Source organism: Plantibacter sp. ME-Dv--P-122b (assembly GCF_030209375.1).
In the GTDB taxonomy this organism is placed as follows: Bacteria; Actinomycetota; Actinomycetes; order Actinomycetales; family Microbacteriaceae; genus Plantibacter.
The window spans coordinates 291,355-306,581 of the sequence record NZ_JARVSC010000001.1 but is presented as its reverse complement, the minus strand read 5'-3'; the positions used below and the strand labels follow the sequence as shown (position 1 = coordinate 306,581).

Here is a 15,227-nt window from a genome sequence, read left to right as displayed (position 1 = left end):
GTGGAGCGGAACCGCGAGTGACCGACGCGGGCACTGCTGTGTGCCGTACGTGTGATCACGCTACGAGCGGCACCCGAACAGGGCCGGGCCTCCCGGTGAACAGGAGGTGAAGCCGCGCGGAAGGATCGATCAGGCAAGCCACGGTCGTCGTCTGCCGAGCCGCCTAGACTGCTGGAATCCGCCCGTCCGAGCAGCAGAGCAGGTGAGTCGTTTGCCCCTCGACCCGATCTTCGTCGAACGAGCGCGGACGCACCGCGCCTACCTCATCTCGACCGCACTCGAGCAGGCGAAGGCCTTCTTCCTGCGGCCGAAGACGACCACCGTCGCGCGCCCGAAGCCCGCTGCAGCGGCAGACCCGACGGCGACCTCCCCGAAGGCGAAGGCCGCCGGGCCGAAGGCGAAGCCCTCGAGCGCGACGGCGAAGGCCTCCACCGCCGCACCCCGCCGCAAGAAGACGCGCGCACAGCACCGCAAGGCCGCGCGGAACTGGGACAAGAAGGAGCTCGCGGCCGTCGGAGTCCCGGGTCCGAAGCTGCGCATCGAGGAGCACACGATCCAGGTCGCCGGCTTCCCCGACGTCCGGGTCCGGCTCTACCACCCGTCGACGACCGATGGCGACCAGGCCGTGCCCGCGGTCCTGTCCTTCTTCGGTGGGGCGTTCCGCATCGGCGGGATCGACTACCCGACGACCGACGCGGGGTTCCGTCGTCGGGCGGCCGACGCCGGCGTGGTCATCGCCGCCGTCGACTACGCGCTCGCTCCCGAGCACCGCTACCCGACCCAGCTGGAGCAGGCCCACGCGGCGCTCGAGTGGCTGTTCGCCCAGGCCACGACGCTCGGGATCGACGCGGGGCGGATCGCCGTCGCCGGGGTGTCCGCCGGCGGCAGCATCGCGGCGGCGCTCACACTCGTGAACCGCGAACGCGGCCGGCTGCCCATCCGACTCCAGCTGCTCGAGGTGCCGGTCACGGACCTCACCGGCGGCCACATCGACCTCCGTCCCGTGCGGGAGATGGGCATCCCGCGGATCTTCGCGATCAAGGAGCTGCGTTCCGTCGCGAAGACCTACCTCCTCGACCGCCGGCAGGCGAAGGAGCCGCACGCGTCGCCCCTGCTCGCCCGGTCGCACGCGGACCTCCCCCGCGCCGTGATCCTCACGGCCGAGTACGACCCGCTCCGCGGCGACGGGGCGGCCTACCTCGCCGCGCTCCGGGCCGACGGCGTCGACGCGAGCGGGACGATGTACCTGGGCGCGACGCACGACACCCCCATCTTCGGCGGCGTGCTCCCTGCGGCCCGCCGCTGGCACGACGACGTCGTGACCGCCCTGCGCTCGCTCCACGACGCGGACTGAGTCGGTTCGCCGAGCCCAACGGCTTCCCCTCGGGCCGGAAAGCTGGAATCGTATCGGCATGGACGCCCACGAGATCCGGAACGCCTACCTCGACTTCCTCGAACGGAACGGCCACGCGCTGATCAAGCGGGCACCGCTCGTCCCGCACGGCGACACGAGCACCCTGTTCAACGGCAGCGGGATGCAGGCGCTCCTGCCGTACCTCCTCGGTGAGGATCACCCCGATGGACGGCGGCTGACCGACAGCCAGCCGTGCGTCCGGGCTCAGGACATCGAAGACGTCGGCGACAACCGGCACACCACCTTCTTCGAGATGCTCGGCAACTGGTCGCTCGGCGACTACTTCAAGGAGACGCAGATCCGGCAGTTCTTCACCTTCCTGGTCGACATCGTCGGGCTGGATCCGGAGCGGATCTCCGTCACCTGCTTCATCGGCGATCCCGCGAACGGCATCCCACGCGACGACGAGGCCGCGTCGATCTGGGCGTCGGTGTTCGCCGAGCGCGGGGTCTCCAACGGGATCGCGGAGATCGGCTCCCAGGCCGACGGTGACGCCCGCGGGGTGCGGCCCGGAGAGCGGATCTTCTTCTACGACGGCGGCGAGAACTGGTGGTCCCGCGGCGGGTCACTCGAGGGCACACCGATCGGCGACCCGTGCGGCCCCGACAGCGAGGTGTTCTACGACTTCGGCCCCGAGTTCCAGGACCCGTCCTACGGCCTCGCGCATCCCGCGAGCGACGGCGGACGGTTCATGGAGATCGGCAACCAGGTGTTCATGCAGTACCGCCGACGCGAGGACGGCTCGTTCGAGGAACTCGCCAGGCGCAACGTGGACTTCGGCGGCGGCCTCGAACGCATCGCCGCCGCGTCGATCGACTCCGACGACGTCTTCCGCATCTCGCTCCTGTGGCCCATCGTCGAGCGACTCCAGGAGCTCACCGGGAAACGCTACGAGGATGAGACCGCCGCCATGCGCATCATCGCCGACCACCTGCGGGGTGCGACCTTCCTCGCGGTGGACGGTGTGCGTCCCTCGAACAAGGAGCAGGGCTACGTCATGCGGCGTCTGCTCCGACGCGCGATCCGGCTCGCGCTCTCGCTCGACCTCCACGAGAACTTCTTCGGCGAGATCGTGCCCGTCATCGCCGGCTTGTACGCCGACGACTACCCGGAGGTGGCCGCCGCCCGCGATGAGGTCGTCGCCGTCCTCGTCAAGGAGGAGCAGTCGTTCCGACGCACGCTGGGCGCAGGGCTCCAGATGGTCCAGGGGTACACCGGGCGGGTCATGACGGGACACGACGTGTTCCGGCTGTCGGACACGAACGGCTTCCCGAAGGAGCTGACCATCGAGGAGGCCGGGCGTCTCGGCATCGAGGTCGCTCCCGATTGGGAGACGGAGTTCGCCGCCGCCCTCGCCGAGCAGCGTGCGCGGTCCCGCGGGGCGACGCACCTCGGTGCCGCCGGACTCCCGGGCGGCGACACCGCCTGAGGGCCGGTCTCCGCTCAGTCGCGCTTGAGCATGTCGATGCCGGCGCCGGCGAACTGCCGGAGCGTCGCGTCCGGCAGGAACGCACGGGTGAGCGCCGCGGCGATCCGGGTGAGGTCGCCCTCGTCGCGGTACAGGAGGTAGATCGGCTCCGATCGCGGGTTGAACTTCTGCTTGAACCGGTGGAGGGACGAGAAGCCGTACACGGGCTCCAGGATGCCGCTGAGCTGACCCAGCAGGTGCGCGATGCGGCCCTCGTCGTCCTCCACCCGGTGCGCGAGCGGCGCACCCGAGAGCGAGAGGATCTGCGCGCCCTCCTCGGCGAAGACCTTGGCCGAGGAGGCGATGAGGAACTCCATGACCGAGCCGAAGCCCTCCTCGCGTCGCCGCATGAGGTCGAGCGTCCACCCGCGGTGCTCGCCGTCGGGGCCGAAGACCGGGAGCCAGCTGAGGAAGCCGTCGACGTCGCCGTCCGGTGAGATTGCGAGTGCCAGACGGACCTCCTGGTCGTCGGCCTCCTGCAGGGTCCCGAGGGTGAACCGCATCTCGGGCAGACCCTTGTCGCCGACCCAGCCCTCGGAGATGGCGCGGATCTGCTGTCGGACGCCCCAGGTCTCGGCGGCGTACGTGCTCATCCGGAAGACCATCCCCTCGCGCTCGGCCTTGTTGAGCGCCGTGCGGATGTTCGACCAGGCCTTACCGGTGAACGCGAGACCCGGGAGGTCGACGATCGTGTCGTCGGCGATGATGAGGTCGCGCCATCCCTCGGGCATCGCGTCCTTCGTCGCCTGGCTGGAACTGAAGAAGCACGGGATGAGCGAGTCGCGCTCGGCCGCCTGGACGAACTCCTCGACGCTCGCCTGGAGGTGCTCAGGAGGACCGAGCGGGTCGGCGAGCACGATCGCGACGCCGGCGTGCTTCTGGTAGGGCACGAGGCCCACCGAGGTGCGGAAGTACTCCATGCCATCCCACGTGGCCATCCAGGAGAGCGAGCCGCCGCCTTCGGTCCGGATGAGCGCTCGGGCGTCGTCCGCCGACGGCAGGTCCTGCTGCTGCTTGCGCCCGACGCCGAGCTGCCGGCGTCGGTGGGACGAGAACGCGCTGCGGGTCGCAAGGAGGTAGACGAGGAAGGCGAGCCAGAGCACCGACGTCGCCAGGAACACGTCGGTGTCGCCCCAGTCGATCGGGAGCTCGGCGGGGTCCAGCGGCGACAGCGCCAGGTACAGGACTGCGACCAGGACGTTGAGGATCGCCCAGACGACGCTCAGCACCCATGCCCAGCGGCGACCGAGCCGCAGGCCGTTGGCGACCAGGATGATCACGACCGTGTCGATCGCGACGTCGAGCCACGGGCCCTCCGCCGGAGCGGTCGGACCGAACGGGCCGTTGGTCGGCACGAGCAGGGCGACGATCTGGACGACACCGAGGGCCACGCTCGTCGTGAACGCGAGCAGTCGGCGCTCGCGGACGCTGGCCCGCTGGATCCGGAAGGAACGGTTCACTGCGAGGACGAAGAGCACGGCGAAGGCGTGCTCGAGGTCCGCGAGCGAGCCGATGAAGAGGACCCCGATCGCGGCGTAGGACGCGACGATGATCCAGCCCCGCTGCCGCCAGGGCGAGGCGAAGAGCGACACACAGGCGGCGAAGCAGGCCATCGTCCCGCCGGACGGACCGACGTCGAGCATCCCGGCGAGGCTCGTCGCCCAGGGCCAGGGCAGCTGACTCGCGGCCCAGAGGAACCCGGCGGTGGCGAGGACGGCGACGAGCTGACCGGCGGCGAAGGTGATGAGCGCCACCTTCGATCCCCGCCACCACTCCAGCAGGCCGACCCAGGCGAACCCGATGACCGCGAACACGTAGGCCCACGGCTCCACGACGAGGAACGTCCCGGTGACGGGGGTCCACCAACGCCCGGCCTCGAACGCTGGCAAGCCGTAGGCGACCGCGTCCCACCATGGTTGCGCCGTCGTCGACTCCCAGAGGCCATGCCCGACGACGCCCACGACGAGGACGATCAGCACCAGGGCGATCGTGACCGGCACCCGGGCGACCACCGTTCGGATCCTCATGCGCGCTGCCCCCTTCGTGGTTCCACGGAGCACACGCGCGCCGTGCGGTCGAGGCTACAGAACCGGCGTGTCAGACCGCAACGCGCCGCTGTCCTGCAGGCTCACCAGCGCGAGCCAGAGCAGATGTCACCGAGTGTGGTCCGGCTCCGTCGAAACAGCTGCACGGCGCTGCAGATTCCGAGCGACGATCGACCCGGTCAGCAATGCGACTGACGCGACCGCACAGATGATCAGGCTGATGCCGAGGAGCATTCCCGGGGTGAACACCTGCAGTCCGAGCAGGCTCAGACCGAGCATCAGGAACGCACCGATGGTGTTGCCCGTGCCCATGAGGGCGTTCATGGAGGACAGCAAAGCTGCAGGCGCGCGCGTTTGCAGCGAGAACACCAGCGAATTCGAGTACAGGAACAGCGGGAAGGGCAGGATGACGACGAGGAGGACGCGAATCAGGCTGTCGAATGCGACGATTCCACAACCGATGAGGGCGATCAGGCACAGCAGCGCAAGACTCATCCAGGTCCGGTGAGGCAGGCGTCTCCACGCGGCGTTCGCGGCGATGTTGACGCACTGGAAGAGCACGAAGATCAGTCCGAACCATGCAGCGGTCAGGCCTGAATCGAGAAAGACCATCTGCCACATCTGAAAGAACGGCGTGAATGCCAACTGCGTCAGGGCGACGAGAAGGACCGCTGACACGATGTAACGATCCTCTCGTAGCGATGCGAGAAGTCGTGGCGGCGGCTCCATTCTGGATCGGCGGACCACTGCTGTTTCCGGCAGGCAGAATGCACCCCAGACTGCCGAACCGACGAACAACGCGACCGACAGGACGTACACGTCGGACGCGACAAGCGGATACAGCACCGTCGTCGCACTGGCGCTAGCGATCGTGGCACAGAGCACCACATTCCGATCGACGACGAAGAACCTGCGGAACGCTTGGTCATCCTCGCGGAGCAAGGTTGCGAAATGGATGTCCATCGTCGAGCCGTTCAGTGCCATGCCGACGGCGTAGATCGCCCAGGCGCTGCACATGGCTGCAAGCCCGTCGCCGCACCAGATGATGCTGTATGCCACGCCCACGACGAGGATCGACAGCACATACAGGCGCTTGCGCGAGTACCTGTCAGCGAGCAGTCCAGCCGGGAACTGGGTCACCATGAGAACGACCATGTAGATCAGCTGCGTCCAGATGATCGTGTCGAACCGGAGGCCTTTCTCCAACAAGATCGGCGTCAGCACCGCCTGCGGAAGCACACGACCGATGGTGAAGCCGGCACTCACGCCGAAGTACGCACTCATACGCACGCGAAGGTCCCTCTCCATGACGGGAACGGGCGGAGCAGCCAGGAGCGACCGCTCCGCCCACCCGTGATTTACGGCGTTGAAGCGTTGTTACGCATGGCGGTCACAGTCTGCGCGTCGGTTGCCACGATCGCGAACGCACCTGCAACCAGCTGAGTGTCGTTGTTCATCCTTCACCTCCTCTCCTGTGCTGTCCTGAAGAAGGATCTCGACAGGCTCGGAACTCCTCGTAGCTCGACGAGATCGATCTGAAAAGCGCGCTCGTTTCAATTCCGGACGCCCCGTGTACGCGGATCCAGGCCTCTCCGTGCTCCAGGAAATCGAGCATCGCGTCGACCCGACTTGTATCGGATCTGATGACGTCCACAAACTCGATGATTGCGTCGAAGCTGGACTTGAGCGGGACCAGTTCGAGGGAGGTGGACAGGTAATCGGTAAACACGGTACGAAGCTGTTCGCGGGTGAGGCTCTTGATATGCAGGACGGAGAATCGTCGATGGAACGCGGGGTCGGCTATGACGAACGGGAGCTCGAGCGTCGTGGTCGCTCCGATGACGCGAAAGTGAGGGTCGACGAGATATGGCTTGAGTACGTCGAGCGCGCTGATCGATCCTTCTGCGACACCCATCCGAGCGAGCGCATGGATTTCGTCGATGAACATGACGGATCCCGTCGCCAGGGCATAGCGATACAGATCGCGGAGGCGTTCCTCGAGTTCTCCTCGGTGCTTCGTCCCGCCTACGAGCGCACCAGAGTCGACTCGCCAGAATGGTCCGAGTTCCGGACGCGATTCTGCGATCAGCTCCACGAGCGCCGTCTTTCCGCTGCCGGCGGGCCCACAAACCAGGAGGTTGTTCCTCGTCCTCTTCGAGAGGACAATCTCTGCGGCGGCGAGCTCCAAGGTGCGTGCAGCTGACCCGCGCCACGGAATCATCGGCTGTAAGAATTGCGGACGTTGCGGCTGCTTCTCGTCGTTACCGGACCACACCGAACTGCGGCCGCCGACCTGCTCCAACCGCTCGATGAGGCAGCCGAACTCCGCACCAAGCTCGGGTAGCCTCTTCAGGAATTCACCTACCGTCTTAGCCTCATCGAGAATACGTCGTAGTGCCGGCCCATCCGATGCGTAGCGGCGTGCATCTACCGTCGCAAGATCGAGGTCAATAAATCCCCGCTTCTTGAGAACGCTCAGCGCTTCGTAGGTGTTCTCGGCAGATCGGACGGCAACTGGAAGAGCCTCCGAGTTAGTCGATCTCATGGACGGTCACGGACCAATCGGCGGTATCAAGGTTGACCACGCGGTCCTGAACAAATGGACGAGCGTAGCCGGTGATAAACTTGACGATTTCAATCATCGCCATTTTTGCGGCGATTCCGTTGTAGGGCTCCATGATGTTCGCGATGAATTGTGCATTCACCGCCTGTACGAGCACATTGTCTGTTCTAATTCTGGTACTGGGGAACGCATCAGAGTAGCTCTTGGTGATGCCCGGGATGACGAGTGGTCCGACTGAGGCGTGCGAGAAATCATGAGGACTGCAGACGAGAAAAGGAACACCTGCCGACTGGCTGGCACGGTCCACAATATTTGCGATCTCTCCTCGCGGTTGATCGGCGCAGAGGACCAACAAATCGATTGCCCCGTTGAGGGATTTGGCTGTCTCGACCACCTCGACCATGGATTGATCATCCGTGATCTCGCAGTCGACAGCATGAATCGATGCACTAGGGGCTCTACGAGTGAGTTCCGAAACAGCCACATCAAGCTTGCGCCGCCCAATGTCTGCCTCCGTATACAACACTTGACGCGATGTGTTGCTGAGCTCCACCGAGTCGAAGTCGACGATAGATATCCGGCCGACACCGATCATGGCGGAAGCAGATGCCACATAGCCTCCGACACCACCAACACCGACGATGAGTACGTGTGCATTCACAAGCCGGCGGTGCAGGTCCACTGCCGCATCATCATCGATGCCGCTGAGGTTGGTGAAGTTTCTGATCTGCCTGTCCCACTTGCCGAGACTCTCGGCGACTATGCGATCCGTCAGAGCCACGGACTTCAACAGGTTGTGAGCACGAGCGAAGGAGAGAACCTCTCGCACCCGTTCCTCGGTATAGGCATCTGCCAGCACTGCGGCGATCTCTGATTCGTTGCGAGCGGCATTGACCGCACCGAGGACAGCGAGGAGAAGAGCGTAGTCGCCGCGGACAGTGAAGGGCTCAGCGTCCGCGACATGGAGCGCAAGTCCATCATCGGTTTCAGCGACCATGAGCGAGTAGTTCAGCCGCAAAGGGAGCTCTTGTCCAGTCATATGTTGAATATATGGGGATCTTAGTTGGTCGTCAACTCAAATTTCGAAACGAATCGGAGCCGCTCGCAGGCCACGCCTGGCCACGGCGGGCGAACGAGGATCGGTGCACGTCAGCGTGGAATGACCGAACCGGAGGCTCCCAGGCTGACCAGCGCGAGCCAGAGTTCGGCCCGAGCGGCGAAGGTGTCGAGCGGTCGCCCGAGCACCTGTTCCACCCGGGTGATGCGGTTGCGGAGCGTGTGTCGATGGATCCCGAGTCGCCGCGCGGCGGGCTCCCACTGACCGTTCGCCTCGAGCCAGCCCCGGAGGCTCGGCACGAGGTCGGAGCCCTCCTCGCGGTCGACGCGGAGCACGGGCTCGAGCAGTTCCTCGGCCACGGCGGCGGCGCGGACTGGGTCGAGCAGCCCCGCCATCCCCGCTGCGGCGAGCGCCCCGAACCGCACGACGGACTCCCCAGCGGCGACGGCGTGCTCGTGCGCCGAGACCGCCTGCTCGATCCCCGTCGTCAGATCAGCGAGCGCGAGGGATCGGGAGAGGCCGAGCCGCCGTGCGGGGGCCGCCGCGATCACCGCCTCGACCGCCCGATCGACGTCCGTCTCGGTGTCCCCGTCGGCCGCTGCGAGGAGGAGGACGGGCCGTCCGTCCTGCTCGGCGACGAAGAGCGAACCCGGACTGAGCGTCTCGGCCCGTTCCAGCTCGGTGAGGAGCGCCTCGCGCCCTTCGGTCGGCCCGGAGCAGACGCCGACACGAACCGCTCCGGTCGGCAACGGCGTACCGAGCTGTTCAGCGACCTCGCGGGCCGCGGGGGTCTGTCCGGCGCGCAGCAGCTGCCAGACACCGGTGCGCAGCGAGCGCCCCGCCCGTCCGAGCGCGCCGCCCTGCTCGAGGGTGAGCCCGGCGATGGCGACGACGGAGGTCACGACGCTCTGGGCCGCGGCGTCCAACGGGCCGTCGGTCCCGGCGATGGCGAGCACGCCGCGGAGGTCCCCGCGCCGGCCGAGGGTCTGCAGCGACACCGTGCGGGTGCGGCTCGCGAGCGTCGCACCCGACCGCTGTCCGCGACTCAGGAGCATGGTGGCTTCGCCGGCCACCCGTTCCAGCAGGCGTTCGGTCTCGGGGCCGTCGCTGGGCCCGTCGCCCGCGATCGCCACCGGGGTCGCATGCGCGTCGAAGAGCACGACCCAGGCGCCGAGGGACCGCGCGAGTTCGGTGACGACGGCGACCGTAGCGTCGGGTCGGAGCGCGGCGAACGCGATGGCGCGCTGGGCGCCCAGGGCCCACGCGTCCCTCGCCCGCGCCGCCTCGGTGAGGAGGTCGGCCGCGTACCGGATCACGGCGATGAAGGGGGTGCGGTAGGGGACCTCGATGAGCGGCATCCCGTGCGCCGCGCAGGCCTCGGCGAGCTCCGGCGGCGTCCCGGCCGTGATCACCTCGGTGCCGAACCCCAGTCCGGCGACACCGGCGTCGGCGAGACGGGCGACGTATGCCTCGACCTGCGTCGTCGACACCGCGGTCCCGAACTGCGTGCCCGTCGTGAGCAGCACCTGGTCGGCGAGGAGGAAGGGCGTGGGGTCCGGCAGGTCTGACCCCGAGACCCAGGCGACCTGCCGGTCGAGCGCGCCCTCGGACCCCGCCACCACGAGCTTCAGGCCGAGCGCACGGTGGTCGAGGAGGTCCTGCAGCGTCGGTGCCATGGCGTGAGTCTACGCACGGATGTCGGATCGTCCAACCGATGCCAGCTCCATGGACAGACTGTCGACTGCCTCGACGCGAGCCGCTGCCTAGCCTGGTGGCACTGCTCGCGGACGACCTCGGCGCCCTCGCCGGACGCGGCAGCCGAAGGAGTACCGATGACGAGCAGCACCGCAGCCCCCGCGCCCTCCATCCTCGGCGGGCCCTCGCTCCCCCAGGAACGTCGCCTCGTCACCGCCATCCCCGGACCGATCTCCGAGGAACTCATGGCCCGGAAGCACGCCGCGGTCGCGTCCGGCGTCGGCACCACGATGCCGGTGTTCGCCGCCGGCGCGGGCGGTGGGGTCCTCGTCGACGTCGACGGCAACTCCCTGATCGACCTGGGGTCCGGCATCGCCGTGACCGGCGTGGGCAACAGCAACCCGCGCGTCGTCGAGGCCGTCACCCGACAGCTGCAGGAGTTCACCCACACCTGCTTCACGATCACCCCCTACGACTCCTACGTCGAGGTCGCCGAGGCGCTCAACCGCCTCACCCCCGGCGACCACGCCAAGCGCACGGCACTGTTCAACTCGGGCGCCGAAGCGGTCGAGAACGCGGTGAAGATCGCCCGCAGCCACACGAAGAAGCAGGCGGTCGTCGCCTTCGACCACGCGTACCACGGCCGCACGAACCTGACGATGGCGCTGACCGCGAAGTCCATGCCCTACAAGAGCGGCTTCGGCCCCTTCGCCTCCGAGGTGTACCGCGCACCGCTGTCCTACCCCTTCCGCGACGGCGGACTGACCGGCCCCGAGGCGGCACAGCGCGCGATCACCCAGATCGAGAAGCAGATCGGCGCCGACAACCTCGCTGCGATCATCATCGAACCCATCCAGGGCGAGGGCGGCTTCATCGTCCCGGCGGACGGCTTCCTGCCGACCCTCCTCGACTGGGCCCGCGCGAACGACGTCGTCTTCATCGCCGACGAGGTGCAGACCGGCTTCGCCCGCACGGGTGCGCTGTTCGCCTCCGAGCACTTCGACATCGTGCCCGACCTCATCATCACCGCCAAGGGCATCGCGGGCGGCCTGCCGCTCTCCGCCGTCACCGGACGCGCGGACATCATGGACGCCCCGCACGCCGGCGGCCTCGGTGGCACCTACGGCGGCAACCCACTCGCCTGTGTCGCCGCCCTGGCGGCGATCGAAGCGTACGAGGAGGAGGACCTCGCAGCCTCGGCCCGGGCGATCGAAAGCCGCATCGTCGACCGCTTCACCGCGGCACAGGCCTCCGACCCCCGCATCGGCGACATCCGCGGGCGCGGCGCCATGATGGCGGTCGAGTTCGTCGACCCAGCCACCGGCGAGCCCGACGCCGCCCTCACGGCACGCGTCGCGAAGGCCGCCCACCAGGCCGGCGTCATCGTCCTCACCTGCGGCACCTATGGCAACGTGGTCCGCTTCCTCCCGCCGCTGACCATCCCCCTCGAACTGCTCGACGAAGGACTCGACGTCGTCCTCGAGGCGCTCGCCGCGAACTGACGCCACGCCCGCCGGTTCCGCCCTTCGACAAGCTCAGGGACCGACGGGCCCCCGCCCTTCGACAAGCTCAGGGACCGATGTGATCGTCCCGAGCTTGTCGAGCGGCATGCACGCTGAAACACTGTGACCGACGGCACCGACACCACCAAGGAGCTCCACCCATGACCGACGCACGTGAAACCGATCTGCTCGCCAAGGTCCCGAACGGCCTCTTCATCGGAGGCGTCTGGCGCGACGCGACGGCGGGCGCGACGCTCGACGTGAGCGACCCGTCCACCGGCGACGTCATCAAGACGATCGCGGACGCTTCGGTCGCCGACGGCACCGCGGCCCTCGACGCAGCCGTCGCAGCCCAGGACGAGTGGGCGTCGACCGCCCCACGCACCCGCTCGAACATCCTCCGCAAGGCCTTCGACCTCCTCCAGGAGCGTCGCGAGGAGTTCGCCCTCCTCATGACGCTCGAGATGGGCAAGCCGCTCGCCGAGGCGAACGGCGAGGTCACCTACGGCGGTGAGTTCCTCCGCTGGTTCTCCGAGGAGGCCGTCCGCATCTCCGGACGCTACGGGTCGAACCCCGAGGGAACCGGCATGATGACCGTCTCGCAGCACCCCGTCGGCCCGTGCTTCCTCATCACCCCGTGGAACTTCCCGCTCGCGATGGCGACCCGCAAGATCGCACCAGCCCTCGCCGCCGGCTGCACGGTCGTCGTCAAGCCCGCCGAACTCACTCCGCTCACGACCCTGTACTTCGTGAAGCTGCTCGAGGACGCCGGGCTCCCCGCAGGCGTCGTGAACGTCATCACCACCTCCAGCTCCTCCGCGGTCTCCGGCCCGATCATCGCCGACCCGCGGCTCCGCAAGCTGAGCTTCACGGGATCGACGGCCGTCGGCCAGAAGCTCATCGAACAGTCCGCGAAGAACGTCCTCCGCACCTCGATGGAGCTCGGCGGCAACGCCCCGTTCGTCGTGTTCGAGGACGCCGACCTCGACAAGGCCGTCGAGGGCGCGATGGCCGCCAAGTTCCGCAACATCGGACAGGCCTGCACTGCGGCGAACCGCTTCATCGTCCACCGCGACGTCGCGGAGGAGTTCGCGAAGCGCGTCACCGACAAGGTGAACGCGTTCCGCATCGGTCGCGGCACCGAGGACGGCGTGACGATCGGTCCACTCATCGACGACCGCGCGGTCGCGAAGGCGAAGACCCTCGTGGGCGACGCCGTCGAGCGCGGCGCCGAGGTCCTCACCGGCGGCGAGGCCGTCGACGGTCCGGGCACCTTCTTCCAGCCGACGGTCGTCACCGGCGTCGTACCGGGGTCCGACATCCTCCGCGAGGAGATCTTCGGCCCGGTCCTCGCGATCGTGCCGTTCGACGACGAGGACGAGGCGGTGCGGCTCGCGAACGACACCGAGTACGGACTCGTCTCCTACGTGTTCACCACCGACCTCGCTCGGGGCCAGCGCATGATCGGCCGTCTGCAGACCGGCATGATGGGCCTCAACGTCGGCGTCATCTCGAACGCGGCGGCCCCGTTCGGCGGCATCAAGCAGTCCGGCATCGGTCGCGAAGGCGGGCTCGAGGGCATCCACGAGTATCTGTACACGAAGTACACCATGACCCCCATCGGCTGATCTTCAGCGGTCGACGCAACGGAAACCGTCGCTGATCGCCGATTCGACCAGCGATTTCGCCATCCTCGATTCCATCCGACCGCCGGATCCGCCATACTCGACTATCGGCGCCACTCCCGAGCACCGGCCAACGTCCGAGCATGCTCCGGTTACCCGAGCACCACTCCGGTCCACGAGCACCACCCCGGTCACCCGGCAACACCCCGGTCCACGAGCACCACCCCGGTCACCCGGCAACACCCCGGTCCCCGAGCATCACCCCGGTCACCCAGCGACACCGGGTCCCCGAGCACCACCCCGGTCCCCGAGCTTGTCGAAGGGCCACGAACAGGAAGACACCTCATGAGCGCTATCGAACGCGACGTCGTCATCATCGGCGCCGGGGCCTCCGGGCTCACGGCCGCCACCAAGCTCCGCGCGGCGGGCCTGTCGGTCGCCGTCCTCGAGGCGCGCGACCGCGTCGGTGGTCGTCTCTGGACGAACCACATCGACGGAGCCATGCTCGAGCTGGGCGGCCAGTGGGTCTCCCCCGACCAGACCGCCCTGCTCGCCACGCTCGAGGAGCTCGGACTCGACACCTACTCCCGGTACCGCGAGGGCGACAGCGTCTACGTCAACGCCGAGGGCGTGCGCACCCGCTTCACGGGCGACATCTTCCCCGTCGCGGAGTCGACCGCGGCCGAGATGGAGCGACTCATCACCCTCCTCGACGAGCTCGTCGAGGAGGTCGGTGTCACCGAGCCGTGGGCGCACGCCCGGGCGAAGGAGTACGACCGCATCTCCTGGAGCGCCTGGCTCGCCGAGCAGACGGACGACGTCGAGGCGCGCGACAACATCGCCCTCTTCATCGCCGCCGCGATGCTCACGAAGCCCTCCCACTCCTTCTCGCTCCTGCAGGCGCTCCTCATGGCGGCGTCCGCCGGCAGCTTCACCCACCTCGTCGAGGCCGACTTCATCCTCGACAAGCGCGTCGTCGGCGGCCTGCAGCAGGTCCCGATCAAGCTCGCCGAGGCCCTCGGCGACGACGTCCACCTGTCCTCGCCCGTGCGTCGCCTCGAGTGGTCCGACGCCGGCGTCTCGGCCGAGGCGGACAGCGTGACGGTCAACGCGCGGTACGCGATCGTCGCCGTCCCGCCGAACCTCTACTCCCGCATCGACTTCCAGCCGCCGCTGCCGCGCCTCAGCCACCAGATGCACCAGCACATGTCGCTCGGGCTCGTCATCAAGGTCCACGCCGTGTACGAGACGCCGTTCTGGCGCGAGGACGGCCTCTCGGCCACCGCGTTCAGCCCCTACGAGCTCGTCCACGAGGCGTATGACAACACCAACCACGAGGACCCGCGCGGCACGCTCGTCGGGTTCGTCTCGGACGAGCGCGCCGACGAGGTCTTCAAGCTGAGCGCCGAGGAGCGCCGCGAGCGGATCCTCACCTCGCTGTCCCACTACTACGGCGAGCATGCCCTCTCCCCCGCCGTCTACTACGAGAGCGACTGGGGCAGCGAGGAGTGGACACGAGGCGCGTACGCCGCCAGCTTCGACCTCGGTGGCCTCTCGCGCTACGGCGCCATGCAGTCGACGCCGGTCGGTCCGATCTTCTGGTCGACGAGCGATCTCGCCGCCGAGGGCTACCAGCACGTGGACGGCGCGATCCGCAAGGGCGCCGACACCGCCGAGGCGATCATCGCACGCCACCAGGCGTAAGCGATCCGGGGAGCGGGGCCCGCTCCGCTCCCCGCCCACCTCCTCCGGTTCCTGAGCTTGTCGAAGGGCCACCCCCGTCGATACCCTGCACCAACGAAACACCCGCACACCGCCGTGCATCCTGGTCCCGGTCCCGCCCTTCGACAGGCGGCTC

General features: G+C 68.0%; 10 protein-coding genes. 5 read left to right on the top strand and 5 right to left on the bottom strand.

Going from position 1 to position 15,227, the window contains the following annotated elements:
- The first annotated feature begins 202 nt into the window (after nucleotides 1–202).
- Together QRN19_RS01515 and QRN19_RS01510 are read left to right on the top strand one after the other, a co-directional pair.
- Entirely contained in the window at nucleotides 203–1,354 is a 1,152-nt protein-coding gene (locus QRN19_RS01515) for an alpha/beta hydrolase (protein ID WP_285024773.1), read from the top strand.
- Between the two features lie 58 nt (nucleotides 1,355–1,412).
- Nucleotides 1,413–2,843, top strand: coding sequence for an alanine--tRNA ligase-related protein (locus QRN19_RS01510; protein ID WP_285024772.1), 1,431 nt, complete (start codon nucleotides 1,413–1,415; stop codon nucleotides 2,841–2,843).
- Nucleotides 2,844–2,857: 14 nt separating this feature from the next.
- On the opposite strand, the gene QRN19_RS01505 is transcribed toward QRN19_RS01510, so the two are convergent.
- From QRN19_RS01505 to QRN19_RS01485, 5 genes are all read right to left on the bottom strand, one after another.
- A complete protein-coding gene (locus QRN19_RS01505; RefSeq protein WP_285024771.1) occupies nucleotides 2,858–4,909 on the bottom strand; it encodes a bifunctional lysylphosphatidylglycerol flippase/synthetase MprF in 2,052 nt (683 codons plus the stop codon).
- A gap of 126 nt (nucleotides 4,910–5,035) precedes the next feature.
- A complete protein-coding gene (locus QRN19_RS01500; RefSeq protein WP_285024770.1) occupies nucleotides 5,036–6,211 on the bottom strand; it encodes an MFS transporter in 1,176 nt (391 codons plus the stop codon).
- A gap of 169 nt (nucleotides 6,212–6,380) precedes the next feature.
- On the bottom strand, nucleotides 6,381–7,472 hold the full coding sequence (locus tag QRN19_RS01495) for an AAA family ATPase (protein ID WP_285024769.1): 1,092 nt from the start codon (nucleotides 7,470–7,472) through the stop codon (nucleotides 6,381–6,383).
- Nucleotides 7,459–8,529 (bottom strand): ThiF family adenylyltransferase, encoded by a 1,071-nt coding sequence (locus tag QRN19_RS01490; RefSeq protein WP_285024768.1) that lies wholly within the window; start codon nucleotides 8,527–8,529, stop codon nucleotides 7,459–7,461. Before QRN19_RS01490 ends, QRN19_RS01495 begins: the two co-directional genes overlap by 14 nt.
- Nucleotides 8,530–8,639: 110 nt before the next feature.
- The gene (locus QRN19_RS01485) at nucleotides 8,640–10,223 is read right to left on the bottom strand and encodes a PucR family transcriptional regulator (RefSeq protein WP_285024767.1); all 1,584 of its coding nucleotides are present in this window, start codon (nucleotides 10,221–10,223) and stop codon (nucleotides 8,640–8,642) included.
- 156 nt (nucleotides 10,224–10,379) lie between these two features.
- Between QRN19_RS01485 and gabT the strand changes: the two genes are divergently transcribed.
- The 3 genes from gabT to QRN19_RS01470 all read left to right on the top strand — a co-directional run bounded on the left by gabT (nucleotide 10,380) and on the right by QRN19_RS01470 (nucleotide 15,073).
- Complete coding sequence (gabT, locus tag QRN19_RS01480; RefSeq protein WP_285024766.1) at nucleotides 10,380–11,744, top strand: 4-aminobutyrate--2-oxoglutarate transaminase; 1,365 nt, start codon at nucleotides 10,380–10,382, stop codon at nucleotides 11,742–11,744.
- 161 nt (nucleotides 11,745–11,905) lie between these two features.
- Nucleotides 11,906–13,372, top strand: a complete 1,467-nt coding sequence (locus QRN19_RS01475; RefSeq protein WP_285024765.1) for an NAD-dependent succinate-semialdehyde dehydrogenase — start codon at nucleotides 11,906–11,908, stop codon at nucleotides 13,370–13,372.
- Nucleotides 13,373–13,714: 342 nt separating this feature from the next.
- The gene (locus QRN19_RS01470; RefSeq protein ID WP_285024764.1) at nucleotides 13,715–15,073 is read left to right on the top strand and encodes a flavin monoamine oxidase family protein; all 1,359 of its coding nucleotides are present in this window, start codon (nucleotides 13,715–13,717) and stop codon (nucleotides 15,071–15,073) included.
- The last annotated feature ends 154 nt before the right edge of the window (nucleotides 15,074–15,227 follow it).